At 64.7% G+C, this 21,920-nt stretch carries 37 protein-coding genes; 5 read left to right on the top strand and 32 right to left on the bottom strand.

Going from position 1 to position 21,920, the window contains the following annotated elements; translation table 11 throughout:
• Positions 1–18: 18 nt before the first annotated feature.
• From truA to infA, 8 genes are all read right to left on the bottom strand, one after another.
• A complete protein-coding gene (gene truA, locus QM806_RS02695; RefSeq protein WP_169694058.1) occupies positions 19–912 on the bottom strand; it encodes a tRNA pseudouridine(38-40) synthase TruA in 894 nt (297 codons plus the stop codon).
• Positions 913–917: 5 nt separating this feature from the next.
• Positions 918–1,487 carry a 50S ribosomal protein L17 gene (rplQ, locus tag QM806_RS02690; protein WP_005239685.1) on the bottom strand — a complete coding sequence of 190 codons (570 nt, stop codon included), beginning with the start codon at positions 1,485–1,487 and terminating at the stop codon, positions 918–920.
• 27 nt (positions 1,488–1,514) lie between these two features.
• A complete protein-coding gene (locus tag QM806_RS02685; RefSeq protein WP_005239684.1) occupies positions 1,515–2,576 on the bottom strand; it encodes a DNA-directed RNA polymerase subunit alpha in 1,062 nt (353 codons plus the stop codon).
• A gap of 116 nt (positions 2,577–2,692) precedes the next feature.
• Positions 2,693–3,298 carry a 30S ribosomal protein S4 gene (gene rpsD / locus QM806_RS02680; RefSeq protein WP_005239683.1) on the bottom strand — a complete coding sequence of 202 codons (606 nt, stop codon included), beginning with the start codon at positions 3,296–3,298 and terminating at the stop codon, positions 2,693–2,695.
• Between the two features lie 22 nt (positions 3,299–3,320).
• A complete protein-coding gene (gene rpsK / locus QM806_RS02675; RefSeq protein WP_005239680.1) occupies positions 3,321–3,734 on the bottom strand; it encodes a 30S ribosomal protein S11 in 414 nt (137 codons plus the stop codon).
• Positions 3,734–4,108, bottom strand: coding sequence for a 30S ribosomal protein S13 (rpsM, locus tag QM806_RS02670; protein ID WP_005239677.1), 375 nt, complete (start codon positions 4,106–4,108; stop codon positions 3,734–3,736). The genes rpsK and rpsM overlap by 1 nt, the downstream gene beginning before the upstream one ends.
• 220 nt (positions 4,109–4,328) lie before the next feature.
• Entirely contained in the window at positions 4,329–4,442 is a 114-nt protein-coding gene (rpmJ, locus tag QM806_RS02665) for a 50S ribosomal protein L36 (protein WP_003938068.1), read from the bottom strand.
• Between the two features lie 86 nt (positions 4,443–4,528).
• On the bottom strand, positions 4,529–4,750 hold the full coding sequence (infA, locus tag QM806_RS02660; RefSeq protein WP_003418601.1) for a translation initiation factor IF-1: 222 nt from the start codon (positions 4,748–4,750) through the stop codon (positions 4,529–4,531).
• A 265-nt stretch (positions 4,751–5,015) separates the two neighbouring features.
• Between infA and dtd the strand changes: the two genes are divergently transcribed.
• Entirely contained in the window at positions 5,016–5,453 is a 438-nt protein-coding gene (dtd, locus tag QM806_RS02655) for a D-aminoacyl-tRNA deacylase (protein ID WP_005253862.1), read from the top strand.
• A 21-nt stretch (positions 5,454–5,474) separates the two neighbouring features.
• On the opposite strand, the gene map is transcribed toward dtd, so the two are convergent.
• The 24 genes from map to rpsJ form a co-directional block, all read right to left on the bottom strand.
• Positions 5,475–6,272: a type I methionyl aminopeptidase gene (map, locus tag QM806_RS02650; RefSeq protein WP_005564943.1), complete on the bottom strand. Its 798-nt coding sequence runs from the start codon at positions 6,270–6,272 to the stop codon at positions 5,475–5,477.
• Entirely contained in the window at positions 6,272–6,817 is a 546-nt protein-coding gene (locus QM806_RS02645) for an adenylate kinase (protein ID WP_005253860.1), read from the bottom strand. Before QM806_RS02645 ends, map begins: the two co-directional genes overlap by 1 nt.
• Complete coding sequence (secY, locus tag QM806_RS02640) at positions 6,814–8,127, bottom strand: preprotein translocase subunit SecY (RefSeq protein ID WP_005239668.1); 1,314 nt, start codon at positions 8,125–8,127, stop codon at positions 6,814–6,816. The genes QM806_RS02645 and secY overlap by 4 nt, the downstream gene beginning before the upstream one ends.
• Before the next feature lie 190 nt (positions 8,128–8,317).
• Complete coding sequence (rplO, locus tag QM806_RS02635; protein WP_005239667.1) at positions 8,318–8,761, bottom strand: 50S ribosomal protein L15; 444 nt, start codon at positions 8,759–8,761, stop codon at positions 8,318–8,320.
• A gap of 2 nt (positions 8,762–8,763) precedes the next feature.
• On the bottom strand, positions 8,764–8,943 hold the full coding sequence (gene rpmD / locus QM806_RS02630) for a 50S ribosomal protein L30 (RefSeq protein WP_005239665.1): 180 nt from the start codon (positions 8,941–8,943) through the stop codon (positions 8,764–8,766).
• Positions 8,943–9,599 (bottom strand): 30S ribosomal protein S5, encoded by a 657-nt coding sequence (gene rpsE / locus QM806_RS02625; RefSeq protein ID WP_005239662.1) that lies wholly within the window; start codon positions 9,597–9,599, stop codon positions 8,943–8,945. Before rpsE ends, rpmD begins: the two co-directional genes overlap by 1 nt.
• Positions 9,600–9,636: 37 nt before the next feature.
• Entirely contained in the window at positions 9,637–10,044 is a 408-nt protein-coding gene (gene rplR / locus QM806_RS02620; protein ID WP_005239660.1) for a 50S ribosomal protein L18, read from the bottom strand.
• Position 10,045: 1 nt separating this feature from the next.
• On the bottom strand, positions 10,046–10,585 hold the full coding sequence (rplF, locus tag QM806_RS02615) for a 50S ribosomal protein L6 (protein ID WP_005239658.1): 540 nt from the start codon (positions 10,583–10,585) through the stop codon (positions 10,046–10,048).
• A 14-nt stretch (positions 10,586–10,599) separates the two neighbouring features.
• Positions 10,600–10,998 carry a 30S ribosomal protein S8 gene (gene rpsH / locus QM806_RS02610; protein WP_005239657.1) on the bottom strand — a complete coding sequence of 133 codons (399 nt, stop codon included), beginning with the start codon at positions 10,996–10,998 and terminating at the stop codon, positions 10,600–10,602.
• Positions 10,999–11,151: 153 nt separating this feature from the next.
• On the bottom strand, positions 11,152–11,337 hold the full coding sequence (locus QM806_RS02605) for a type Z 30S ribosomal protein S14 (protein ID WP_005239644.1): 186 nt from the start codon (positions 11,335–11,337) through the stop codon (positions 11,152–11,154).
• 4 nt (positions 11,338–11,341) lie between these two features.
• Positions 11,342–11,908 (bottom strand): 50S ribosomal protein L5, encoded by a 567-nt coding sequence (rplE, locus tag QM806_RS02600; RefSeq protein WP_005239642.1) that lies wholly within the window; start codon positions 11,906–11,908, stop codon positions 11,342–11,344.
• Position 11,909: 1 nt separating this feature from the next.
• On the bottom strand, positions 11,910–12,227 hold the full coding sequence (gene rplX, locus QM806_RS02595; protein WP_005239640.1) for a 50S ribosomal protein L24: 318 nt from the start codon (positions 12,225–12,227) through the stop codon (positions 11,910–11,912).
• Positions 12,227–12,595 carry a 50S ribosomal protein L14 gene (gene rplN, locus QM806_RS02590; RefSeq protein ID WP_005239639.1) on the bottom strand — a complete coding sequence of 123 codons (369 nt, stop codon included), beginning with the start codon at positions 12,593–12,595 and terminating at the stop codon, positions 12,227–12,229. Before rplN ends, rplX begins: the two co-directional genes overlap by 1 nt.
• A 169-nt stretch (positions 12,596–12,764) precedes the next feature.
• Positions 12,765–13,046, bottom strand: coding sequence for a 30S ribosomal protein S17 (gene rpsQ / locus QM806_RS02585; protein ID WP_005239638.1), 282 nt, complete (start codon positions 13,044–13,046; stop codon positions 12,765–12,767).
• Complete coding sequence (rpmC, locus tag QM806_RS02580) at positions 13,043–13,279, bottom strand: 50S ribosomal protein L29 (RefSeq protein WP_005239637.1); 237 nt, start codon at positions 13,277–13,279, stop codon at positions 13,043–13,045. The genes rpsQ and rpmC overlap by 4 nt, the downstream gene beginning before the upstream one ends.
• Positions 13,279–13,695: a 50S ribosomal protein L16 gene (rplP, locus tag QM806_RS02575; RefSeq protein WP_005239636.1), complete on the bottom strand. Its 417-nt coding sequence runs from the start codon at positions 13,693–13,695 to the stop codon at positions 13,279–13,281. Before rplP ends, rpmC begins: the two co-directional genes overlap by 1 nt.
• Before the next feature lie 3 nt (positions 13,696–13,698).
• Positions 13,699–14,505 carry a 30S ribosomal protein S3 gene (gene rpsC, locus QM806_RS02570; protein ID WP_005239635.1) on the bottom strand — a complete coding sequence of 269 codons (807 nt, stop codon included), beginning with the start codon at positions 14,503–14,505 and terminating at the stop codon, positions 13,699–13,701.
• Positions 14,505–14,909: a 50S ribosomal protein L22 gene (gene rplV / locus QM806_RS02565; RefSeq protein WP_005239634.1), complete on the bottom strand. Its 405-nt coding sequence runs from the start codon at positions 14,907–14,909 to the stop codon at positions 14,505–14,507. Before rplV ends, rpsC begins: the two co-directional genes overlap by 1 nt.
• Positions 14,906–15,187: a 30S ribosomal protein S19 gene (gene rpsS / locus QM806_RS02560; RefSeq protein ID WP_003940820.1), complete on the bottom strand. Its 282-nt coding sequence runs from the start codon at positions 15,185–15,187 to the stop codon at positions 14,906–14,908. The genes rplV and rpsS overlap by 4 nt, the downstream gene beginning before the upstream one ends.
• 13 nt (positions 15,188–15,200) lie before the next feature.
• Positions 15,201–16,037 (bottom strand): 50S ribosomal protein L2, encoded by an 837-nt coding sequence (rplB, locus tag QM806_RS02555; RefSeq protein ID WP_005239633.1) that lies wholly within the window; start codon positions 16,035–16,037, stop codon positions 15,201–15,203.
• 40 nt (positions 16,038–16,077) lie between these two features.
• A complete protein-coding gene (gene rplW / locus QM806_RS02550; RefSeq protein ID WP_005239632.1) occupies positions 16,078–16,383 on the bottom strand; it encodes a 50S ribosomal protein L23 in 306 nt (101 codons plus the stop codon).
• Complete coding sequence (gene rplD / locus QM806_RS02545; RefSeq protein WP_005239630.1) at positions 16,380–17,069, bottom strand: 50S ribosomal protein L4; 690 nt, start codon at positions 17,067–17,069, stop codon at positions 16,380–16,382. The genes rplW and rplD overlap by 4 nt, the downstream gene beginning before the upstream one ends.
• Entirely contained in the window at positions 17,066–17,722 is a 657-nt protein-coding gene (gene rplC, locus QM806_RS02540) for a 50S ribosomal protein L3 (RefSeq protein ID WP_005239628.1), read from the bottom strand. The genes rplD and rplC overlap by 4 nt, the downstream gene beginning before the upstream one ends.
• Positions 17,723–17,742: 20 nt before the next feature.
• Complete coding sequence (gene rpsJ, locus QM806_RS02535) at positions 17,743–18,048, bottom strand: 30S ribosomal protein S10 (RefSeq protein WP_003938093.1); 306 nt, start codon at positions 18,046–18,048, stop codon at positions 17,743–17,745.
• A 466-nt stretch (positions 18,049–18,514) separates the two neighbouring features.
• Between rpsJ and QM806_RS02530 the strand changes: the two genes are divergently transcribed.
• The 4 genes from QM806_RS02530 (at position 18,515) to QM806_RS02515 (ending at position 21,905) form a co-directional block, all read left to right on the top strand.
• Positions 18,515–18,991: a hotdog fold domain-containing protein gene (locus QM806_RS02530; protein ID WP_283290218.1), complete on the top strand. Its 477-nt coding sequence runs from the start codon at positions 18,515–18,517 to the stop codon at positions 18,989–18,991.
• Positions 18,992–19,279: 288 nt separating this feature from the next.
• Entirely contained in the window at positions 19,280–20,248 is a 969-nt protein-coding gene (locus QM806_RS02525; RefSeq protein ID WP_005253854.1) for an ATP-binding cassette domain-containing protein, read from the top strand.
• On the top strand, positions 20,245–21,060 hold the full coding sequence (locus QM806_RS02520; protein ID WP_005564947.1) for an ABC transporter permease: 816 nt from the start codon (positions 20,245–20,247) through the stop codon (positions 21,058–21,060). Before QM806_RS02525 ends, QM806_RS02520 begins: the two co-directional genes overlap by 4 nt.
• Positions 21,057–21,905 carry an ABC transporter permease gene (locus QM806_RS02515; protein WP_005253852.1) on the top strand — a complete coding sequence of 283 codons (849 nt, stop codon included), beginning with the start codon at positions 21,057–21,059 and terminating at the stop codon, positions 21,903–21,905. Before QM806_RS02520 ends, QM806_RS02515 begins: the two co-directional genes overlap by 4 nt.
• Positions 21,906–21,920: the final 15 nt, after the last annotated feature.

Genomic DNA, 21,920 nt, shown 5'->3' with positions numbered 1-21,920 from the left:
TCGACGCCGCGGTTTTGGTCAGTCGCCGCAGCAGCCGCCCGGCACGGTCCTGACGTCCCGGGTGATCTCGTTGCGTGCCGCCAGATCCGCGTCGTCCGGGTAGTCGACGCGCACCAGGGACAGTCCGTGCGCCGGGGCCACCAGGATCGAACTCGACCGCGACTTCTCGCGGAGGAGTCCTTCGATCCAGTCGAGGTCGCGACGTCCCTCCCCCACTGCGAGAACCGCACCGACGAGACTGCGCACCATCGACCAGCAGAAGGCGTCGGCGCTGACGAAGGCCGTGAACACGTCGCCGTCGCGCTCCCAGTCGAAACGTTGGAGATCGCGGACAGTCGTGGCGCCTTCCCGGCGTTTGCAGAACGCCGCGAAGTCGTGCAACCCCAGCAGCGTCGCGGACGCCGCGCGCATGAGTTCGAGATCCAGGACCTTCGGATACGACACGGTGTCCCGGGCTCGGAGCGGATCGGCGCCGTACGCTGCCGACGTCAGGCGGTACTCGTAGTGCCTGCGCATCGCGGAGAACCGCGCATCGAAGTGTTCGGGTGCGAAGGCGATCTGTTTGATCCGCACGTCCTTCGGCAGGAACCGCGCGAGCCTGCGGACGAGCCGGGACGGGTCGTCCGGCACGGTGTCGAGCGGAACGTCGACGTGCGCCACCTGTCCGGTGGCGTGGACCCCGGCGTCGGTGCGCCCTGCCACCGTGAGTTGCAACGGTGTGCGCAGGACGGCGCCGAGCTTCTCCTCGATCTCCCCGCACACCGTGCGCAGCCCGTTCTGGCGGGCCCACCCGGAGAAGTCCGTTCCGTCGTACGCGATGTCCAGGCGCAAGCGGCGGGTCTCATACGAAACGGGCCCGCCGTCCCTCGGGGGGACGACGGGCTCGTTCGATTCAGCGTGTGCCGAAACCAAGTGGACTAGTCCTTCTTGGCCTCTTCGGCCTCGGGGGCGTCGGCCGCGGTGGCGGTCTCGTCCTCGATGGCCTCGACGACGGCGTCAGCGTTCTCGACCTCGGCGTCGGTTGCCTCGGCCTCGACGGCCTCGACGACGTTCTCCTCGGCGGGAGCAGCAGCCGGCGCATCCTTCGATGCCTTCACGCGACGAGCGCGGTCGGCCTCGGAGGTGACGGTCTTCTCCTTGACGAGCTCGATGATCGCCATCGGCGCGTTGTCGCCCTTGCGGGGGACCGTCTTGATGATGCGGGTGTAGCCGCCGTCACGATCGGCGTAGAACGGGCCGATCTCCGCGAACAGGGTGTGCACGACATCCTTGTTGCGGATGACCTTCAGAACCTCGCGACGGTGAGCCAGGGTTCCGGCCTTGGCGTGCGTGACGAGCTTCTCGGCGTACGGGCGCAGGGCCTTGGCCTTGGACTCCGTGGTGGTGATGCGGCCGTGCTCGAAGAGCGCGGTAGCCAGATTGGCGAAGATCGCCTTCTGGTGCGAAGCCGACCCGCCGAAGCGGGCACCCTTCTTGGGCTTGGGCATGATGATCTCCTAGTAAAGGACCGTGAGCTACAGCTGTTCGGTCTCGGCGTAGTCCTCGGTGCCCTCGGCATCACCGAAGGAACCTGCGTCCGTGTCGCTCCACGTTCCGGTGGCGGCGTCGTAGCCGGCAACGGTGGTGGGATCGAAGGACGCGGGGCTGTCCTTGAGGGCCAGGCCGAGCGAATGCAGCTTGACCTTCACCTCGTCGATGGACTTCTGTCCGAAGTTGCGGATGTCGAGCAGATCGGACTCGGTACGGCCGACAAGCTCACCGACGGTGTGAACACCTTCGCGCTTGAGGCAGTTGTAGGAACGGACTGTCAGGTCCAGGTCCTCGATGGGCAGTCCGAACGAAGCGATGTGATCGGCCTCGGCGGGCGAGGGTCCGATCTCGATGCCTTCTGCTTCGACGTTCAGCTCACGGGCCAGGCCGAAGAGCTCAACCAGGGTCTTGCCCGCCGAAGCGAGCGCGTCCCGAGCGGTGATGGAGTTCTTGGTTTCCACATCGAGCACGAGCCGATCGAAGTCGGTGCGCTGCTCGACGCGGGTGGCCTCCACCTTGTAGGTGACCTTGAGCACCGGCGAGTAGATCGAGTCGACCGGGATACGGCCGATCTCGGCGCCGGACGCCTTGTTCTGGACGGCGGGGACGTAGCCGCGACCGCGCTCGACGACGAGCTCGATCTCCAGCTTTCCCTTGTCGTTCAGGGTGGCGATGTGCAGATCCGGGTTGTTCACGGTGACGCCGGCCGGGGGCACGATGTCGCCTGCAGTCACGGCGCCGGGGCCCTGCTTGCGGACGTACATGGTGACCGGCTCGTCCTCTTCGGAGCTCACGACGAGGCCCTTGAGGTTCAGGATGATGTCGGTGACATCTTCCTTCACACCGGGAACTGTGGTGAACTCGTGCAGAACGCCGTCGATGCGGATGCTGGTGACAGCAGCGCCGGGAATCGACGAGAGCAGCGTGCGGCGGAGCGAGTTGCCGAGGGTGTACCCGAAGCCTGGCTCGAGGGGCTCGATGACGAACTTCGAGCGGTTGTCAGCGATGACCTCTTCGGTCAGCGTGGGTCGCTGAGAAATGAGCATTGGAGTTCCTCCTGTACGGGCGTCCGCTATTTGACGCCCACGATGGGAAAGGCACTTCGTGGCCGTGCGCCTTTCCGGTAGTCGGAACTACCGGAAAGGCGCACGAGCCGTCAGGCCTACTTCGAGTAGTACTCGACGATGAGCTGTTCCTGCAGAGGAACGTCGATCTGCGCACGCTCGGGAAGCTGGTGAACCAGAACCCGGAGACGTCCACCGACAACCTGCAGCCAACCCGGGATCGGGCGATCACCCTGGGTCTCGCGCGCAACCTGGAAGGGAAGCGTGGACAGCGACTTGTCCTTGACATCGATGATGTCGTACTGGGAGACGCGGTAGCTGGGGATGTCGACCTTCTTGTTGTTCACAAGGAGGTGGCCGTGGGTGACCAGCTGACGGGCCTGGCGGCGGGTGCGAGCCAGTCCGGCGCGGTACACGACGTTGTCGAGACGCGACTCCAGGATGCGGAGCAGGTTCTCACCGGTCTTACCGGGGCGGTTGTTCGCCTCCTTGTAGTACAGGCGGAACTGCTTCTCCATGACGCCGTAGGTGAAGCGAGCCTTCTGCTTCTCCTGCAGCTGGAGCAGGTACTCGCTCTCCTTGATCCGCGCGCGGCCGTGCTGGCCCGGCGGGTAGGGACGACGCTCGAACGCCTGGTCGCCTCCAACGAGGTCGACGCGCAGACGACGCGACTTGCGGGTGATGGGTCCGGTATAACGTGCCATTTTCTTCTACCTATCCTTCCCGCTAGACCCGACGCCGCTTGGGCGGACGGCAGCCGTTGTGCGGCTGGGGGGTGACATCGGAGATGGTGCCGACCTCGAGGCCTGCGGCCTGAAGCGAGCGGATCGCGGTCTCACGGCCGGAGCCGGGGCCCTTGACGAAGACGTCGACCTTCTTGACACCGTGCTCCTGCGCCTTGCGGGCTGCGTTCTCGGCGGCCAGCTGAGCGGCGAACGGGGTCGACTTACGCGAACCCTTGAAGCCGACGTGTCCCGAGGACGCCCAGGAAATCACGTTTCCGGCGGGGTCCGTGATGGACACGATGGTGTTGTTGAACGTGCTCTTGATGTGAGCGGCGCCGTGCGGAACGTTCTTCTTGTCCCTGCGACGCGCCTTCTGGGTCTTCTTCGGACCGGTGCTACGTGACTTGGGGGGCATTACTTCGCCTTCTTCTTGCCTGCAATGGTGCGCTTCGGACCCTTACGGGTGCGGGCGTTGGTCTTGGTGCGCTGACCACGCACGGGCAGACCACGACGGTGGCGCAGGCCCTGGTAGCAGCCGATCTCGATCTTGCGTCGGATGTCGGCCTGGACCTCGCGGCGAAGGTCACCCTCGACCTTCAGCGACTCCTCGATGTACTCGCGGAGCTTGGCCAGATCCTCGTCCGAGAGATCCTTGCTCCGCAGATCCGGGCTGACGCCGGTGGCGTCCAGGATCTCCTTGGAGCGGGTACGGCCGATGCCGTAGATGTAAGTAAGTGCGATCTCCATCCGCTTTTCACGGGGAAGATCGACACCTGCGAGACGTGCCATGTCGGCATTCCTATCGGTGTGCGGAGGTCTGCTCCCAGTCCATCCCCTGTGCCTCTTCAAACGTCGGCGGTCTCGCGACCGACAATGCTTCAACTAACTCAGTGGGGCCCCGGCCTCCGTGCCGGGGGTGAACCAGTACCTGCTCGAGAGCCGTGAGTACTGGCTGGTGCTGGGAGGTCATCTTTGCTTGTTGCCAAGCAGATCCTCGAAAAGCGGAGATCTAGCCCTGACGCTGCTTGTGGCGCAGGTTCTCGCAGATCACCATGACCCGGCCGTTACGACGGATCACCTTGCACTTTTCGCAGATCTTCTTGACGCTCGGCTGAACCTTCACGTCTTCTGATCTCCTGTTTTGTGGCAGCCCACTACGCAGATCCGCAGCGGACGTACTTCTCCCCGACCTGGTCGGCGGGGAAGCTTTTATTTGTACCGGTAAACGATGCGTCCGCGCGACAAGTCGTAGGGCGAGAGCTCTACGACGACGCGATCTTCCGGGAGGATGCGAATGTAGTGCTGACGCATCTTTCCGCTGATGTGGGCGAGAACCTTGTGGCCGTTCTCGAGCTCAATGCGGAACATCGCATTGGGCAGCGGCTCGACTACTCGTCCCTCGACCTCGATGGCCCCGTCTTTCTTAGCCATATCCTCCGCGATCCATGTGGTTTGGCGTGCTTATTGCATCTGTTTCCGTTACCGTGGCGCCCAATGGGATCTTCACCGGCCGAAACATGAACAATCCGGATCGAATCCGGCACTGGGCACGCAGACAACCGGCACGCATAGCGCACCGTTGATCCATGTTACGGGAAATTGCTCACCAGGCCAAATGCGGTCCCTGACGGACCCGCCCGCCCGGCGAGAATTCGACTTCCGAGACCCACCGGCAACGATGCGAAGGATGGTGTGCGTGCGCGCCCTGGTACAGCGAGTGACGTCCGCGTCGGTCCGCGTCGACGGCGACGAGGTCGGGCGGATCACTCCCCCGGCCGGCGGCCACGGGCTGCTCGTCCTGGTCGGCGTCACCCATACGGACGACGAGGCGAAGGCGGCTCTGCTCGCGAAGAAGGTGTGGACCATGCGCATCCTGGAGAACGAACAGTCCGCGTCCGACCTCGACGCCCCCGTACTCGTCGCCAGTCAGTTCACGCTCATGGCGGACACCCGCCGGGGCCGGCGCCCGTCCTGGTCCGCCGCGGCGCCGAGGCCGGTGGCGGAACCACTGGTGGACGAGTTCACCGGCGCCCTGCGTGAGCTGGGAGCGACCGTCGAGACCGGCGTGTTCGGCGAACACATGGAGATCAGCCTCGTCAACGACGGCCCGGTGACTCTGCTGATCGACGTGTAGGCCCCTACCTGCAGGAGGCCGCTACTCCGGACGCAGGGTCAGGATGCGCGGCCCGTCCTCGGTGACGGCGACCGTGTGCTCCCAGTGCGCTGCACGGGTTCCGTCGGAGGTGACAACCGTCCAATCGTCGTCGAGGACAACGGTGTCGGTGGTGCCGAGGGTCAGCATCGGCTCGATCGCCAGAACGGAACCGACCACCAGTTGCGGCCCCTTGCCCGGAGCTCCTTCATTGGCGAGGAACGGCTCCATGTGCATTTCCCGGCCGATGCCGTGACCGCCGTAGCCGTCGACGATGCCGTACTTGCGGTCGTGCGCGACCTCGGCGGCGCGGGTGCCGAGTTCGATGGCGTGGGAAATGTCGGTGAGGCGGTTGCCGGGCAGCATCGCCGCGATCCCCGCCTCCATGGACAGCCGGGTGGCCTCGCTGAGCTGCTGGTCCGCTTCGATGATGTCTCCGACACCGAAGGTCCACGCAGAGTCGCCGTGCCAGCCGTCGAGAATGGCGCCGCAGTCGATGGAGACGAGGTCTCCCTCGGCGAGAATGTCTTCCGCCGAGGGAATCCCGTGCACCACACGATCGTTCACGGACGAACAGATCGATCCGCTGAACCCGTGGTAGCCCTTGAACGACGGCACGGCGCCGGCGTCGCGGATGACCGATTCGGCCACCTCGTCGAGTTCGAGCGTGCTCACACCCGGCTTCGCCGCTTCGCGGACCGCCACCAGAGCCGCACCGACGATGGCACCGGCGGCCGCCATTGCGTCGAGCTCGCCTGCGGTCCGGAACGGAACGACCTTGCGCTTACGCCCAAAGCCCATTACTTACCCAACGCTGCCAGTGCGCGAGCGTTGACCTCGTCGACCTCGCCCAGGGCGTCGACGGTCACCAGCTGGTCCTTGTAGTAGTCCAGCAGCGGCGCGGTCTCCTCGCGGTACACCCGGAGCCGGTTGCGGATGACGTCTTCCTTGTCGTCCGCGCGGCCACGGGCCAGCATCCGCTCGACCACGACGTCCTCGTCGACGATGAAGGACAGCACTGCGTCGAGCTTCGTGTTCAGCTCGGCGAGGATCGCCTCGAGCGCCTGAGCCTGGTCGACGGTCCGGGGGAAGCCGTCCAGGAGGAATCCGTTGGCCGCGTCCGGCTCGGCGACGCGGGCCTTCACCATGTTGTTGGTGATCTCGCTGGGAACCAGGTCTCCGGCGTCCAGGTACTTCTTCGCCTCGAGGCCGAGGGGCGTGGCCTGGCCGATGTTCGCGCGGAACAGGTCGCCCGTGGAGATGTGGGGGACGCCGAGCTTCTCGGACAGAATCGCGGCCTGGGTGCCCTTGCCTGCACCGGGAGGACCAAGGAGGACAAGTCTCACTTGAGGAACCCTTCGTAGTTACGTTGCATCAATTGACTTTCGATCTGCTTGACCGTGTCCAGGGCGACGCTGACGAGGATCAGCACGGCCGCACCACCGAAGATGCTGCTGGAGGTCTGGCTTCCGGACAGGAAGAAGTGGGGCAGCACCGCGATCAGGCCGAGGTAGATCGAGCCGGGAACGGTGATGCGGTTGAGCACGTAATTCAGGTAGTCCGCGGTGGGGCGACCCGGGCGGATACCGGGAATGAAGCCGCCGAACTTCTTCATCTCGTCCGCGCGCTCTTCCGGATTGAACGTGATCGCGACGTAGAAGAACACGAAGAACACGATCAGCGCGAAGTAGATGACGATGTACACCGGGTTGTTCGGATTCACCAGGTACTCGTTGATGATCCGCTGCCACCAGCTGGGATCGGCGGACGACGTGGCGCCGGTGAGCTGCGCGATGAGGTTCGGCAGGTACAGCAGCGACGACGCGAAGATGACCGGGATGATGCCGGCCTGGTTGACCTTGAGCGGCAGATACGTCGACGAGCCGCCGTACATCTTGCGGCCGACCATGCGCTTGGCGTACTGGACCGGGATCCGCCGCTGGCCCTGCTCGACGAACACGACGCCGGCGATGATGGCGAGGGCCGCGACGCAGATGATCGCGAAGATCAGTCCCCCGCGGCTGTCCAGGATGGCCTTGCCCTCGGAGGGCAGGCGGGACGCGATACCCGAGAAGATCAGCAGCGACATGCCGTTACCGACACCGCGCTCGGTGATGACCTCGCCGAACCACATAACGAGCGCAGCGCCCGCGGTCATGACCAGCACGATGATCACGAGGCCGAAGATGCTCTTGTCGGCGATGATCTCTTCCTGGCATCCCTGCAGCAGCTGGCCGCGCGACGCGAGCGCCACGATGCCGGTGGCCTGCAGGATCGCCAGGGCGATCGACAGATAACGCGTGTACTGCGTCATCTTCGCCTGGCCGGACTGGCCTTCCTTCCGGAGTTCCTCGAACTTCGGGATGACGACCGTCAACAGCTGGACGATGATGCTGGCCGTGATGTACGGCATGATGCCGATCGCGAAAATCGACAGCTGGAGTAGTGCGCCGCCGGAGAACAGGTTGATCAGCGAGTAGATACCAGCGGAATCACCGCCCGACAGCTGATCGACACAGGCTCGGACGTTCCCGTAGTCGACGCCCGGCGACGGAATCACGGCGCCGATGCGATAGAGCGCAACGAGACCGAGCGCGATGAGGATCTTCCGCCTCAGGTCCGGGGTCCTGAGGGCCGAGACGAAGGCGGAAAGCAAAGATCCTCCTGGCACGACGGTGGGGAGACGAGTCGAAAGCAGACTTGTCCGTGAATGAACTCTAGAACTCTAACAGTGGCAACTGAACGCACAGTTGGGAGACCTGCGGCAGTGCTGCCCGTACAGCCGCAAATGGCCGCAGTACAGCGCGAGGCTGTACTGCGGCCATCTACTGGCTAGCGGTGATAGCTCACAGCTCGGTGGCGGTACCACCGGCAGCAGCGATCTTCTCCTTGGCGGAGCCGGTGAACTTGTCGACCGTCACCTGGACGGCGACAGTCAGGTCGCCGTCGCCGAGAACCTTGACGAGCTGGTTCTTGCGAACGGCACCCTTGGCAACGAGGTCCTCGACCGTGACCTGTCCACCCTCGGGGAACAGACGGGCGATGTCGCCGACGTTGACGACCTGGTACTCGGTGCGGAACGGGTTGGTGAAACCCTTGAGCTTGGGCAGACGCATGTGCAGCGGCATCTGTCCACCCTCGAAGGCTGCGGGCACGTTCTTGCGGGCCTTGGTGCCCTTCGTGCCGCGACCGGCGGTCTTGCCGCGCTTGCCGCCTTCACCACGACCGACACGAATCTTGTCGGACTTGGCTCCGGGTGCGGGGCGCAGGTGATGCAGTTTGATGGTCATGGTTAGACCTCCTCAACTGTGACGAGGTGGCGCACCACGTTGATCAGACCGCGGTTCTGCGCATTGTCCTCGCGAACAACAGTCTGACGGATGCCCTTCAGGCCCAGCGTGCGCAGAGAGTTCTTCTGGTTCTGCTTGGTACCGATGGTGCTCTTGATCTGAGTGACCTTGAGTTCGGCCATTACTTCACGCTCCCAGCCTGTGCGCGTGCACGCAGCATGCCGGCGGGAGCCACGTCTTCGAGGGGGAGACCGCGGCGAGCCGCAACTTCCTCGGGACGCTGCAGGCCCTTGAGCGCAGCAACGGTCGCATGCACGACATTGATGGCGTTGTCGCTACCGAGCGACTTCGACAGGATGTCGTGGATACCGGCGCACTCCAGCACGGCACGCACCGCGCCACCGGCGATGACACCGGTACCGGGGCTTGCCGGACGCAGCATGACGACGCCCGCTGCGGCCTCACCCTGAACCGGGTGCGTGATGGTGCTGCCGATCATCGGAACGCGGAAGAAGCTCTTGCGAGCCTCCTCGACGCCCTTCTGGATGGCCGCAGGAACTTCCTTGGCCTTGCCGTAGCCGACGCCGACCAGTCCGTTGCCGTCGCCCACGATCACCAGAGCGGTGAAGCTGAAGCGACGACCACCCTTGACGACCTTCGACACGCGGTTGATCGTGACGACGCGCTCGATGTGGTTCGACTTCTCGGCCGACTGTCCGCCGCGACGATCGTCGCGACCGCCACCACGACGGTCGCCGCCGCCGCGGTTGTCCCCGGTATTGGGGCCATTCTGTCCGGCGGGTCCGCTTCCGCCGTCACGCCTCTGACGTCCCGGCATCAGGCTGTCCTTCCGTTCATGTACTCGGTCTTGGTCATCAGAACTTCAACCCGCCTTCGCGAGCTGCGTCCGCAAGGGCCGCGATGCGACCGTGGTAGCCGTGTCCACCGTGGTCGAACACGACGGCCTCGACACCGGCTGCCTTCGCGCGCTCGGCGATCAGCTGACCGACCTTCGCACTGAGGGCCTTCTTGTCGCCGTCCGCTGCACGCACGTCGGCCTCGGTGGTCGACGCCGCGGCCAGGGTGTGGCCTGCGAGGTCGTCCACGAGCTGGACGTGGATGTGGCGCGAGGACCGGTTGACGACCAGGCGGGGACGCTCGGGCGTGCCGGAGACCTTCTTGCGGAGACGGAAGTGACGACGCACCTTCGACAGGCGACGCTTCGTGGACGCATCCTTGCCGAGCGGAATCCGCTTGGCTTTCTGGTTTGCAGTCTGGCTCATATCACTTACCCGTCTTTCCGACCTTGCGGCGGATCTGCTCACCCTCGTAACGCACGCCCTTGCCCTTGTACGGGTCCGGACGACGGAGACGACGGATGTTGGCCGAGATCTGCCCGACCTTCTGCTTGTCGATGCCCGACACCGAGAACTTGGTGGGCGACTCGACCGCGAAGGTGATGCCTTCCGGAGCCTCGATCGGGACCGGGTGGCTGTAGCCGAGTGCGAACTCGAGGTCCTTGCCCTTGAGAGCGACGCGGTAACCGACGCCGTGAATCTCCATCTTGGTGGTGTAACCGTCGGTGACACCGGTGATGAGGTTCTGCACCAGGGTGCGAGACAGACCGTGCAGCGCGCGGCTGCGACGCTCGTCGTCCGGACGCGTCACGCTGAGCGTGCCGTCGTCGTTCTTCGCAATGGCAATCGGCTCGGAGATCGTCAGGGCCAACGTGCCCTTGGGACCCTTGACCGTGACGTCCTGGCCGTCGATCGAGACATCGACGCCGCCGGGGACGGTGACGGGAATCTTTCCAATACGCGACATTGTGGTGGCCTCCCTTACCAGACGTAGGCGAGGACTTCCCCGCCCACTCCTTGATTGGCCGCCTGGCGATCGGTGAGCAGGCCGGTGGACGTGGAAATGATCGCCACGCCGAGGCCGCCCAGAACCTTGGGCAGGTTGGTGGACTTCGCGTACACACGCAGACCGGGCTTGGAGACGCGACGCACGCCGGCAAGGCTGCGCTCACGGCTCGGGCCGTACTTCAGGTCGACGATGAGGGTCTTGCCCACCTCGGCGTCTTCGGTGCGGTAGTCGGCGATGTAACCCTCGCGCTTGAGGATCTCGGCGATGTTCGCCTTGATCTTCGAGTGGGGCAACTTCACCTCATCGTGGTACGCCGTGTTGGCGTTGCGCAGACGCGTCAAGAAGTCTGCGATGGGGTCGGTCATGGTCATGAGGTTGACCTCTACCTTTCTCACAACGGTTCCCTCTGCCGTTTCCGGCGCAGGCCTATCGCGAAGTAGGTCTTACGTTTCCCGGTCCGAGGTTACGAACCGGAAGTCTGTGGGGGTGACGCCGCCACCGGAGAGGGCGACGGCGTCACCGGCTCACCAGGAGCTCTTGTGAACGCCGGGCAGTTCGCCGGCGTGCGCCATCTCACGGACGCAGATTCGGCACAGGCCGAACTTGCGGAACACCGAGTGCGGACGGCCGCAGCGCTGGCAGCGGGTGTAGGCGCGCACCGCGAACTTGGGCTTCTTGTTGGCCTTGTTGACCAATGCCTTCTTAGCCATTAGCTCAGTTCTCCTTGAACGGGAAGCCGAGGTGCTTCAGCAGGGCACGGCCTTCTTCGTTGTTGGTCGCGGTGGTCACCACGGTGATGTCCATGCCGCGCGGGCGGTCGATCTTGTCCACGTCGATCTCGTGGAACATCGACTGCTCGTTCAGGCCGAACGTGTAGTTGCCGTTGCCGTCGAACTGGTTGCCCGACAGGCCGCGGAAGTCCCTGATGCGGGGAAGCGCGACGGACACGAGACGGTCCAGGAACTCCCACATGCGGTCGCCACGCAGCGTGACGCGGGCGCCGATCGGCATTCCCTCGCGAAGCTTGAACTGCGCGATGGACTTGCGTGCCTTGCGGATCTCGGGCTTCTGACCGGTGATCAGAGCGAGATCGTTGACGGCACCGTTGATCAGCTTGGCGTCGCGCGCGGCGTCACCGACACCCATGTTGACGACGACCTTGACGACGCCGGGGATCTGCATCACGTTGGCGTAGTCGAACTCGGTGTTCAGCGCAGCCTTGATCTCCTCGCGGTAGCGAGTCTTCAGGCGCGGCTGGATCTTGTTCTCAGTGGAGGTCATGTCAGATGTCCTTCCCGTTCTTCCGGGAAATCCGAACGCGCTTGCCGGACTCTTCGTCGGTCCGGTAGCCCACGCGAGTGGGGTTGCCGTCCGAGTCGACGACCGCGACGTTGGAAACGTGGATCGGGGCTTCCTGCGTGACGATGCCGCCGGAGGAAGCTCCGCGCTCGTTCGCGGAAACCGCGGTGTGCTTCTTGATGCGGTTCACGCCTTCGACGAGGACCTTGTTGGTCGCGGGGTAGGCCTGGATGACCTTGCCCTTCGCGCCCTTGTCCTTGCCGGCGATGACCAGCACGGTGTCACCCTTGTGCACCTTCATCACAGCACCTCCGGGGCGAGCGAGACGATCTTCATGAACTTCTTCTCACGCAGCTCGCGGCCGACGGGGCCGAAGATGCGGGTGCCACGGGGATCGTTGTCCGGCTTGATGAGGACGGCGGCGTTCTCGTCGAACTTGATGTACGACCCGTCCGGACGGCGACGTTCCTTGGTGGTACGGACGATGACAGCCTTGACGACCTCGCCCTTCTTGATGTTTCCACCCGGGATGGCGTCCTTGACGGTGGCGACGATGATGTCACCGATCCCGGCGTAGCGGCGAGACGAACCACCGAGAACGCGGATGCAGAGAATCTCCTTGGCACCCGTGTTGTCGGCGACGCGCAGCCGCGACTCCTGCTGAATCACTTACTTCTCCTTGACCTGGACTGTTGCACGGCAGATTTCCGACCCGACGTGCGCGGTCTGTACCCGTGCCCTGCGAGAGGGGCCGCCCGGGTGGGCGGCACAACGGTGGGGTTGCCGTGCGTCTGCCGCAAGGCAACCCCACCATCGTACTGGATACATTATTCGGTTCTTACTTGGCCTTCTCGAGGACCTCGACGAGACGCCAGTGCTTGGTCGCGGACAGCGGACGGGTCTCCATCAGCTGCACGCGGTCACCGATGCCTGCGACGCCGTTCTCGTCGTGCGCCTTCACCTTGCTGGTGCGCCGGATGATCTTGCCGTAGAGCGGGTGCTTGACCCGGTCTTCGAGCTCGACCACGATCGTCTTCTCCATCTTGTCGGAGACGACGTATCCGGTGCGGACCTTGCGGCTGCCGCGCTCTTCAGTGCTCACTGCTTTTTCCTCACTCATGCCGCGTCACCTGCGTCCGGACCAACGGCCAGCCCGAGCTCACGCTCACGCAGAACGGTGTAGATACGCGCGATCTCGTGACGAACGGTACGAAGTCGACGGTTGTTGTCCATCTGGCCCGTGGCCATCTGGAAACGAAGGTTGAACAGCTCTTCCTTCGACTCACGAAGCCGGGTGACCAGCTCTTCTTCAGTGAGCTCGCGGAGCTCTGCGGCTGGGGTTCCAGTAGCCATCAGAACTGCTCCTCCCTTGTCACGATCCGGCACTTGCACGGGAGCTTGTGCATCGCGCGGCGCAGGGCCTCACGAGCGATCTCCTCATTGGGGTAGCTCATCTCGAACATCACGCGACCGGGCTTGACGTTCGCGATCCACCACTCGGGCGAACCCTTACCGGAACCCATGCGGGTTTCGGCCGGCTTCTTGGTGAGGGGGCGATCCGGGAAGATGTTGATCCAGATCTTGCCGCCACGCTTGATGTGCCGGGTCATGGCGATACGAGCGGACTCGATCTGCCGGTTGGTGATGTAGGCCGGCTCGAGAGCCTGGATGCCGTAGTCACCGAAGGTCACCTGGGTTCCACCCTTGGCGGCACCCGAACGGCTCGGATGGTGCTGCTTGCGGTGCTTGACCCGCCGTGGGATCAACATGCGTCAGCCCTCCTTCTGTTCAGTCGTAGCGGGTGCATCGGCAGTGGCGGTCGCTGCGCGGCCGGCTTCGGTGCTGGTCGCGGTGGTGCCGGTGGCACCGGAACGACGGGGACGGCTCGGACGCTCACGGCGCGGGCGGTCGCCTGCGGGAGCAGCCACGTTGGCGGCGAGCTCACGCTTGCCACCGACGATGTCGCCCTTGTAGATCCAGACCTTCACGCCGATGCGGCCGAAGGTGGTCTTGGCCTCGTAGAGGCCGTAGTCGATGTCCGCACGAAGCGTGTGCAGCGGCACACGGCCTTCGCGGTAGAACTCCGACCGGGACATCTCGGCGCCGCCGAGACGACCGGAGCACTGAACCCGGATTCCCTTGACGTTGGGCTGACGCATGGCCGACTGGATGGCCTTGCGCATGGCGCGACGGAAGGCGACACGGTTCGAGAGCTGCTCGGCCACACCCTGTGCGACGAGCTGAGCCTCGGCCTCGGCGTTCTTGACCTCGAGGATGTTCAGCTGGACCTGCTTGCCGGTCAGCTTCTCGAGCTCGGAACGGATGCGATCGGCTTCGGCGCCGCGGCGGCCGATGACGATGCCCGGGCGCGCGGTGTGGATGTCCACACGCACACGGTCACGGGTGCGCTCGATCTCGACCTTCGCGATGCCCGCGCGCTCCATGCCGGTGGCGAGGAGCTTACGGATCGCGACGTCTTCCTTGACGTATTCCGCGTACTGCTTGTCTGCGTACCAGCGAGACTTCCAGTCGGTGGTGATGCCGAGGCGGAAGCCGTGCGGGTTGATTTTCTGGCCCACTACTGAGCACTTCCCTTCCGGCGATTACGGGTCGATGTTCCGGTCTTCGGCAGGCTCTCCACGATCACGGTGATGTGACTGGTGCGCTTGCGGATACGGAACGCACGTCCCTGTGCACGCGGCTGGAACCGCTTGAGGGTCGCGCCCTCGTCCACGAACGCCGTGGCGACGACAAGCGTGCTCGGGTCGAGGTCGAGGTTGTTCTCGGCGTTGGCTGCTGCGGAGGCGATCACCTTGGCGACCGGCTCGCTCGCTGCCTGCGGCGCGAACTTCAGGATGTTCAGGGCGTCTTCAACCGAACGCCCGCGGACCAGGTCCACAACACGACGCGCCTTCATCGGCGTGACGCGCACGTGGCGCGCTACTGCCTTGGCGGTCGGGTTGGCGGTTTCGGTGTTGCTCATCGCCTCTTCGCCTTCCGATCATCCTTGATGTGACCCTTGAACGTGCGGGTCGGTGCAAACTCTCCGAGCTTGTGTCCGACCATCGAGTCGGAAACGAACACGGGGACGTGCTTGCGGCCGTCGTGAACCGCAAACGTGTGGCCGATGAAGTCCGGGATGATCGTGGAACGACGGGACCAGGTCTTGATGACCTGCTTGGTTCCCTTTTCGTTCTGCACGTCCACCTTCGCGAGGAGGTGGTCATCGACGAACGGGCCCTTCTTGAGGCTGCGTGGCATCCTTCACTCCCTCCTAGCGCTTGTTCTTGCCGGTACGGCGACGACGGACAATGAGCTTGTCGCTCGCCTTGTTCTTGCGGGTGCGGCCCTCGGGCTTGCCCCACGGGCTGACCGGGTGGCGACCACCGGAGGTCTTACCCTCACCACCACCGTGCGGGTGGTCGACCGGGTTCATCACGACACCACGGACGGTCGGGCGCTTGCCCTTCCAGCGCATACGGCCGGCCTTGCCCCAGTTGATGTTCGACTGTTCGGCGTTGCCGACCTCACCGATCGAGGCGCGGCAGCGAACGTCGACACGACGGATTTCGCCGGACGGCATACGCAGCGTGGCGTAGGTGCCTTCCTTACCGAGCAGCTGGATGCTGGATCCGGCCGAGCGGGCCATCTTGGCGCCGCCACCCGGGCGGAGTTCCACCGCGTGGATGGTGGTACCCGTCGGGATGTTGCGCAGGGGCAGGTTGTTGCCGGGCTTGATGTCGGCGCCTGCGCCGGACTCGACCGGAGCACCCTGGACCAGGCCCTTGGGGGCGATGATGTAGCGCTTCTCGCCGTCCGCGTAGTGCAGCAGGGCGATACGCGCGGTGCGGTTGGGGTCGTACTCGATGTGAGCGACCTTGGCCGGCACGCCGTCCTTGTCGTTGCGACGGAAATCGATCAGCCGGTAGGCACGCTTGTGTCCGCCGCCCTTGTGCCGGGTGGTGATACGACCGTGTGCGTTACGTCCACCGCGTCCGTGGAGCGGGCGAACCAGCGACTTCTCGGGGGTCGACCGAGTGATCTCGGCGAAGTCCGAGACGCTCGAGCCACGACGGCCCGGGGTAGTCGGCTTGTACTTACGGATTGCCATGAGTCTTCTCGTCCTCTATGTCTCGTCAAGTCCCGGGCGCTTACGCGACCGGTCCTCCGAAGATCTCGATGGGCTTGCTGTCGGCCGAGAGGGTCACGAGCGCGCGCTTGGTGTCCTTGCGCTTGCCGTAACCGAACCGGGTCCGCTTGCGCTTGCCCTGACGGTTGGCGGTGTTGACGCTGGTCACGGTGACGCCGAAGATCTTCTCGACGGCAATCTTGATCTGCGTCTTGTTCGAGTCCGGGTGCACCAGGAAGGTGTAGGTGCCTTCCTCGATCAGTCCGTAGGACTTCTCGGAGATGACCGGGGCGAGCAGGATGTCGCGGGGATCGGCGATGGTGCTCACTTGCCCTCCTCCTTGTTCTCTTCCTGGGCGGTCTCGGCGGGCCCGTGGATGAACGCGTTGAGCGCCTCGACGCTGAACACGACGTCATCGCTGTTGAGCACGTCGTAGGTGTTGAGCTGGTCGGGTGCAATGGGGTGCACGCCGTCCAGGTTCTGCACGCTCTTCCAGGCCGCGATGTCCTCGCGTCCGACGACGAGCAGGACCTTCTTGCGGTCCGAGATCTCGCCGAGGAAGGTGCGGGCGGACTTCGTGGACGGAGTCTGACCGGCAACCAGTTCGGTGATCACGTGGATGCGCTCGTTGCGGGCCCGGTCGGAGAGGGCTCCGCGCAGGGCGGCGGCCTTCATCTTCTTGGGGGTCCGCTGGCTGTAGTCGCGCGGCTGCGGGCCGTGGACGGTGCCACCACCGGCGAACTGCGGTGCACGGGTCGAGCCCTGACGAGCGCGGCCGGTGCCCTTCTGGCGGTACGGCTTCTTGCCACCGCCGCGAACCTCGCCGCGGGTCTTGGTGGCGTGGGTGCCCTGACGTGCAGCAGCGAGCTGCGCGACGACAACCTGGTGGAGAAGCGCGATGTTGGCAGGCGCGTCGAAGATCTCCGCGGGGAGATCGACGGTGCCGTTGGTCTTGCCGCCGGCGACCTTGACGTCCAGCGTCAGCTTGGTCGTCGATGTCTCGGTGCTGGTCATGCTCGTGCACCACCCTTCACTGCACTCTTGACGATCACGAGGCCGCCCTTGCGGCCGGGGATCGCACCCTTGATCAGCAGCAGGCCGTTCTCGGCGTCCACCTTGTGAACGGAGAGGTTCTGCGTCGTGATGCGGTCGCTACCCATGCGGCCGGACATGCGCATGCCCTTGAACACGCGGCCCGGAGTGGCGCAACCACCGATGGAACCGGGGCGACGGTGAACGGCCTGCGCACCGTGCGATGCACCCTGACCGGCGAAGCCGTGGCGCTTCATGGTTCCGGCGAAGCCCTTACCCTTGCTGGTTCCGGTGACGTCGACGTAGGCGCCGTCCTCGAAGACCTCGGCGGTAAGTTCCTGGCCGACCTCGTACTCCGAGGTGTCGGCAACGCGGAGCTCCACAACGTGGCGGCGCGGGGTGACGCCGGCCTTGGTGAACTGGCCGGAAGTCGGCTTGTTCACCTTGCGCGGGTCGATGGCGCCGAACGCGAGCTGCACGGCGCTGTAGCCGTCACGCTCTTCGGTACGAATCTGGGTCACGACGTTCGGTCCGGCCTTCACGACGGTGACCGGAACGACCCGGTTGTTCTCGTCGAAGACCTGGGTCATGCCGAGCTTGGTGCCCAGGATTCCCTTGATCTTGGTATCAGTCATTGTTTTTGTCTCCGCCGCGCTCACTGAATGTTGACGTCGACGCTGGCCGGAAGGTCGATGCGCATGAGCGCGTCAACCGTCTTGGGCGTCGGGTCGAGGATGTCGATAAGCCGCTTGTGAGTACGCATCTCGAAGTGCTCGCGCGAGTCCTTGTACTTGTGCGGCGAGCGGATGACGCAGTACACGTTCTTTTCGGTCGGCAACGGCACGGGTCCAACGACGCGGGCCCCGGTACGGGTCACCGTCTCGACGATCTTGCGCGCTGACGCGTCGATCGCCTCATGGTCGTAGGCCTTGAGCCTGATGCGGATCTTCTGTCCCGCCACGCTTAGTGTCCTTTTCTTGCCGCGTTTCGTAGTCCCACCCGAGTCGGGCCGAACTACCTCGTCTGCACAGTCCCTTACCTGGGCCGCAACTGTCCGAACGCTAGGCGACCGGGACACACCCGATCCGCTGCCGCTGTTCATCTGTCATGGTTCTCCGGTACACGCGGTCGGGCGTGTCGCCCTCCCACTCATTCTCCGACCCGGAACTTTTCAGCTTTTCGGGCCGGGAACGCGCACCGGATGCACTCGAATTCGAGTGCCAGTAGGTACTGCTTCCGTCTTGCATGTGGCCGCGAGCAGGTCATGTGATCTACACCGCGACGTTTCACCCCACCTGTTTCGGGCCGCAAACGATCGCGTCCCAGACAAGGCAACCCGACCAGTATGCCGTACCGGGCGGGAGACTTCAAACCGGGCTCGATCCCTCCCACCATCGCCCGAACTTACTCTGAAGTAAGATGCGTGGATGACGAACTCGAGTCCCACGTACGCCGCGTGGCAGAAACTCCCCGACAACGCGCTGGGCCACGCCCTCTTCTCTGTCGGCATGTGTCTCCGCGTCCCCTACTTCGGCTCGGTCCTCCCCCGCGTCGTCGAGATGCGGCCCGGCCGCTGCGAGGTCCGCGCCCCGAAATGGTGGGGCGTCCGCAACCACCTGGGCACGTTCCACGCGATCGCGGCGTGCAACCTCGCCGAGGCCGCCATGGGCATGCTGTCCGAGGCGACCGTGCCCTCGACCCACCGGTGGATCCCGAAGTCGATGACGGTCCACTACCTCTCCAAGGCGAACGGAACGCTGCGCGCCGTCGCGGAACTGCCGGAGCTGCCGGACTTCACCGCGATCTCTGCGGGCGCCGACGTCGTCGTGCCGGTGGGCATTTTCGACGGACACGGGGTAGAGGTGGTTCACGCCGACATCACGACGTGGGTCACACCGCGGTAGAACGCGAAAGGCGCATGTCGAAGCTCACATTCGTTGCGGCGTCATCGGGGGTGACCCGAATTGCCGTGTGGCACTTCCCCGCAGCCGGAACGTCGCGGCACAGCACCACCTTCCGGCCGGACGGGACCGGTTTCCGCCGCGGTCGCCGGGGCCGAAGTGGTACAGACGTCCGGCATTTATCGCGTACCTGTCTTTCCGCGTTACAGAAGATTTCCCCTCCCGTTCCTCGGGCGCGAAGGTGTTCCCCGGTCTGCCTTGATCACCCTCTTCGCGTGACATACTCGGGACATGCCAGCAGCTGACACCGCCGTTCTTGTCGAGGGAATCGAGAAATCCTTCGGTGACGTAGCAGCGTTGCGGGGTGTGAGCTTCGAGGTGCCCCGCGGCACGGTCCTGGGCATCCTGGGCCCCAACGGCGCAGGGAAGACCACCACCGTCAACGTGCTGTCCACTCTGCTGCGACCCGATGCGGGCCGCGCATTCGTCGCCGGACACGACGTCGTCGAGGAGTCGGCGAACGTCCGTCGCAGCATCATGATGACGGGCCAGTACGCCGCCCTCGACGAGTCGCTGACCGGTCGCGAGAATCTGGTGCTCTTCGGCCGCCTGATGGGCCTGCCCAAGGCGTCCGCGAAATCGCGCGCGCAGGACCTACTGACCCAGTTCGATCTGCTCGAAGCGGGCGACCGGAAGGTGTCCGGGTACTCCGGCGGCATGCGCCGGCGCGTCGACATCGCCTGTGGCCTGGTGATCCGCCCCGAGGTGGTGTTCCTCGACGAGCCCACCACCGGTCTCGACCCCCGCAGCCGCCAGGGCGTGTGGTCCCTCGTGTCCGCGCTGAAGGAGCAGGGCATCACGATCCTGCTGACCACGCAGTACCTCGAAGAGGCCGACCTGCTGAGCGACAACATCGTCGTCATCGACAAGGGCACCGTGATCGCCGAGGGCACGGCCGACGAATTGAAGGCCCGGACCGGCGGAAGCTACTGCGAGGTCGTCCCGGTGAGTCTCGACGACCTGCCGCGCGTGCGGGAGATCCTCTCGAGCCTGTGCCCACCCGGCCGGGTCATCGAAGAAGGCACCGACCGGTTGTCGATACCCGCCGAACACGGCGCCCAGACCCTCGCCGAGGTTCTGCGCCGCCTCGACCTCGCCGGGGTCACGCTCGCCGACATCGCCCTGCGGCGCCCGTCCCTCGACGACGTCTTCCTCTCCCTCACCGGTCACGTCCGCGTCGACGAGAGCCTGCCGTCGTGACGGCGCCCGCCCAGCTCGGATTCGAGAGTGCCCTCGAGGGCAGGCACCGGCGGCCGCAACCGTCGAGCATCCAGCAGTGGATTGCGCTGTCCAAGCGCAACCTGCACACGATGGCAGTGTCCGGTCAGTTCTTCATAGCAGTGTTGGCGCCGTTAATCTTCACCATCGGCTTCTACCTGCCGCTACGCCTGGTGATGAAATTCCAGGGCATCGATTACGCACAGTTCGTCATGCCGATCATCGTCCTGCAGGCCATGGCGTTCACCGCGATCTCGGCCGCCCATCGCGCTGCTACCGAGGCATCGAACGGGATGAACTCCCGGTTCCAGACGATGCCGATCGGCCCAGCAATTCCGTTGGCGGCACGGATGACCGCCAGCTTCGTACATTCGGCGATTTCGCTCGTAGCATCGATCGCATACGGATTGCTCATCGGATTCCGATTCGACGGAGGTGTGGCACAAACTGCCGCGTTCTGCGGACTGGCCATGGCCATTGGATTCACCCTCACAACGGGTGCCGATGCGCTCGGCACCCTGACCCGGAGCCCCGAGATTACAAGTCAAGCGCTGACGCTCCCTCAGCTGATCCTCGGCATGTTCTCGTCCGGGTTCGTTCCGGTGACGCAGTTCCCCGAATGGGCTCAGGGCTTCGTGCGCAACCAGCCGATCTCACAGTTCTCCACGTCCATGCGCGCGATGACCGATGGGACGATCACGTTCCAGTTACTGACACCTACCTTGCTGTGGTGCGCAGGATTTGCCTTGGTTTTCCTCCCGTTGTCGGTCTGGTCGAATGTGAGGCGCGGATGACCACCGAGTACCGATCCGACACACCGGCGACGGTGACCTTCCCCGAGGTGCTCGAACCCCACCCGGAGAATTCCCTCGCCGCGCTGTTCTCGCACAGCCTGCTGCAGACCAGACGACTTCTGCTCCGCTGGGCGCGCGACCCGTACACCATGCTTCAGGCGATCGTGTACCCGTCGTTGATGTTGCTGATGTTCTGGGCGGTCCTCGGGATCTCGATCACCAAGGCCACCGGGGTCAACAGCGTCTTCGGGACCGTTCCGATGATCACGCTCGTCGGCGCGATGTTCGGGTCCATCGCGGGCGGTCTGTCGCTGAAGAAGGAATGGGCGGACGGGCTCTTGAGCCGGTTCTGGGTGCTGCCCGTGCACCGCGCGTCGGGCCTGCTCAGCCGACTCATGGCCGAATCCGTGCGGATCATGCTCACCACGGTGCTGATCATCGCCGTCGGTTTCGCTATCGGGTTCCGGTTCGATCAGGGCATTCTCGCCGGTATCGCATTGATGCTCCTGCCGCTTCTGTTCGGGGTGAGTTTCGCGACGATGGTGACCGCCCTCGCCGTCAACGCGGCGAAGGCGCCGCTCGTCGAGATCCTCTCCCTGCTGTGCACCCTCCTGCTGTTCTTCAACTCGGGATTCGTACCCACAGGCGCCTACCCCACGTGGCTTCAGCCGTTCGTGGAGAACCAGCCGATGTCGTGCGCGATCGACGCGATGAAGGGACTGTCGATGGGCGGACCCGTCGCGGAACCACTGCTCAAGACCATCGCGTGGTCGCTCGCGGGGCTGCTGATCTTCACCTACCCCGCGGTGCGCGGCTATCGCCGGGCCGCGGGCAACCCGGCATAGCCACTCGTATTCCCG

Source organism: Rhodococcus sp. IEGM 1351 (assembly GCF_030056875.1).
Taxonomy (GTDB): Bacteria; Actinomycetota; Actinomycetes; order Mycobacteriales; family Mycobacteriaceae; genus Rhodococcus_F; species Rhodococcus_F opacus.
This window is presented reverse-complemented; position numbering and strand designations above follow the sequence as displayed.

Coding starts and splice junctions, on each gene's coding strand:
- rplC (WP_005239628.1), bottom strand. CDS start 17,722: ATGACTGATACCAAGATCAAGGGAATCCTGGGCACCAAGCTCGGCATG.
- QM806_RS02605 (WP_005239644.1), bottom strand. CDS start 11,337: ATGGCTAAGAAGGCATTGGTCAACAAGGCCAACAAGAAGCCCAAGTTC.
- rpmD (WP_005239665.1), bottom strand. CDS start 8,943: ATGGCCGAACTCAAGGTCACTCAGATCAAGAGCACCATCGGTACCAAG.
- QM806_RS02685 (WP_005239684.1), bottom strand. CDS start 2,576: ATGCTCATTTCTCAGCGACCCACGCTGACCGAAGAGGTCATCGCTGAC.
- rplD (WP_005239630.1), bottom strand. CDS start 17,069: ATGACCAGCACCGAGACATCGACGACCAAGCTGACGCTGGACGTCAAG.
- rpsQ (WP_005239638.1), bottom strand. CDS start 13,046: ATGAGTGAGGAAAAAGCAGTGAGCACTGAAGAGCGCGGCAGCCGCAAG.
- rpmC (WP_005239637.1), bottom strand. CDS start 13,279: ATGGCTACTGGAACCCCAGCCGCAGAGCTCCGCGAGCTCACTGAAGAA.
- rplX (WP_005239640.1), bottom strand. CDS start 12,227: ATGAAGGTGCACAAGGGTGACACCGTGCTGGTCATCGCCGGCAAGGAC.
- infA (WP_003418601.1), bottom strand. CDS start 4,750: ATGGCTAAGAAAGACGGGGCCATCGAGGTCGAGGGACGAGTAGTCGAG.
- QM806_RS02525 (WP_005253854.1), top strand. CDS start 19,280: ATGCCAGCAGCTGACACCGCCGTTCTTGTCGAGGGAATCGAGAAATCC.
- rpsM (WP_005239677.1), bottom strand. CDS start 4,108: ATGGCACGTCTCGCAGGTGTCGATCTTCCCCGTGAAAAGCGGATGGAG.
- rpsH (WP_005239657.1), bottom strand. CDS start 10,998: ATGACCATGACCGACCCCATCGCAGACTTCTTGACGCGTCTGCGCAAC.
- rplR (WP_005239660.1), bottom strand. CDS start 10,044: ATGAGCCAGACTGCAAACCAGAAAGCCAAGCGGATTCCGCTCGGCAAG.
- rpsK (WP_005239680.1), bottom strand. CDS start 3,734: ATGCCCCCCAAGTCACGTAGCACCGGTCCGAAGAAGACCCAGAAGGCG.
- rplV (WP_005239634.1), bottom strand. CDS start 14,909: ATGAGCAACACCGAAACCGCCAACCCGACCGCCAAGGCAGTAGCGCGC.
- rplQ (WP_005239685.1), bottom strand. CDS start 1,487: ATGCCCAAGCCCAAGAAGGGTGCCCGCTTCGGCGGGTCGGCTTCGCAC.
- rplF (WP_005239658.1), bottom strand. CDS start 10,585: ATGTCGCGTATTGGAAAGATTCCCGTCACCGTCCCCGGCGGCGTCGAT.
- rplE (WP_005239642.1), bottom strand. CDS start 11,908: ATGACCTCCACTGAGAACAAGATCCAGCCGCGCCTGAAGACTCGCTAC.
- rpsD (WP_005239683.1), bottom strand. CDS start 3,298: ATGGCACGTTATACCGGACCCATCACCCGCAAGTCGCGTCGTCTGCGC.
- rplP (WP_005239636.1), bottom strand. CDS start 13,695: ATGTTGATCCCACGGCGGGTCAAGCACCGCAAGCAGCACCATCCGAGC.
- rplO (WP_005239667.1), bottom strand. CDS start 8,761: ATGACCATCAAACTGCATCACCTGCGCCCCGCACCCGGAGCCAAGTCC.
- rplB (WP_005239633.1), bottom strand. CDS start 16,037: ATGGCAATCCGTAAGTACAAGCCGACTACCCCGGGCCGTCGTGGCTCG.
- rpsS (WP_003940820.1), bottom strand. CDS start 15,187: ATGCCACGCAGCCTCAAGAAGGGCCCGTTCGTCGATGACCACCTCCTC.
- rpsE (WP_005239662.1), bottom strand. CDS start 9,599: ATGCCGGGACGTCAGAGGCGTGACGGCGGAAGCGGACCCGCCGGACAG.
- QM806_RS02515 (WP_005253852.1), top strand. CDS start 21,057: ATGACCACCGAGTACCGATCCGACACACCGGCGACGGTGACCTTCCCC.
- map (WP_005564943.1), bottom strand. CDS start 6,272: ATGGGCTTTGGGCGTAAGCGCAAGGTCGTTCCGTTCCGGACCGCAGGC.
- QM806_RS02530 (WP_283290218.1), top strand. CDS start 18,515: ATGACGAACTCGAGTCCCACGTACGCCGCGTGGCAGAAACTCCCCGAC.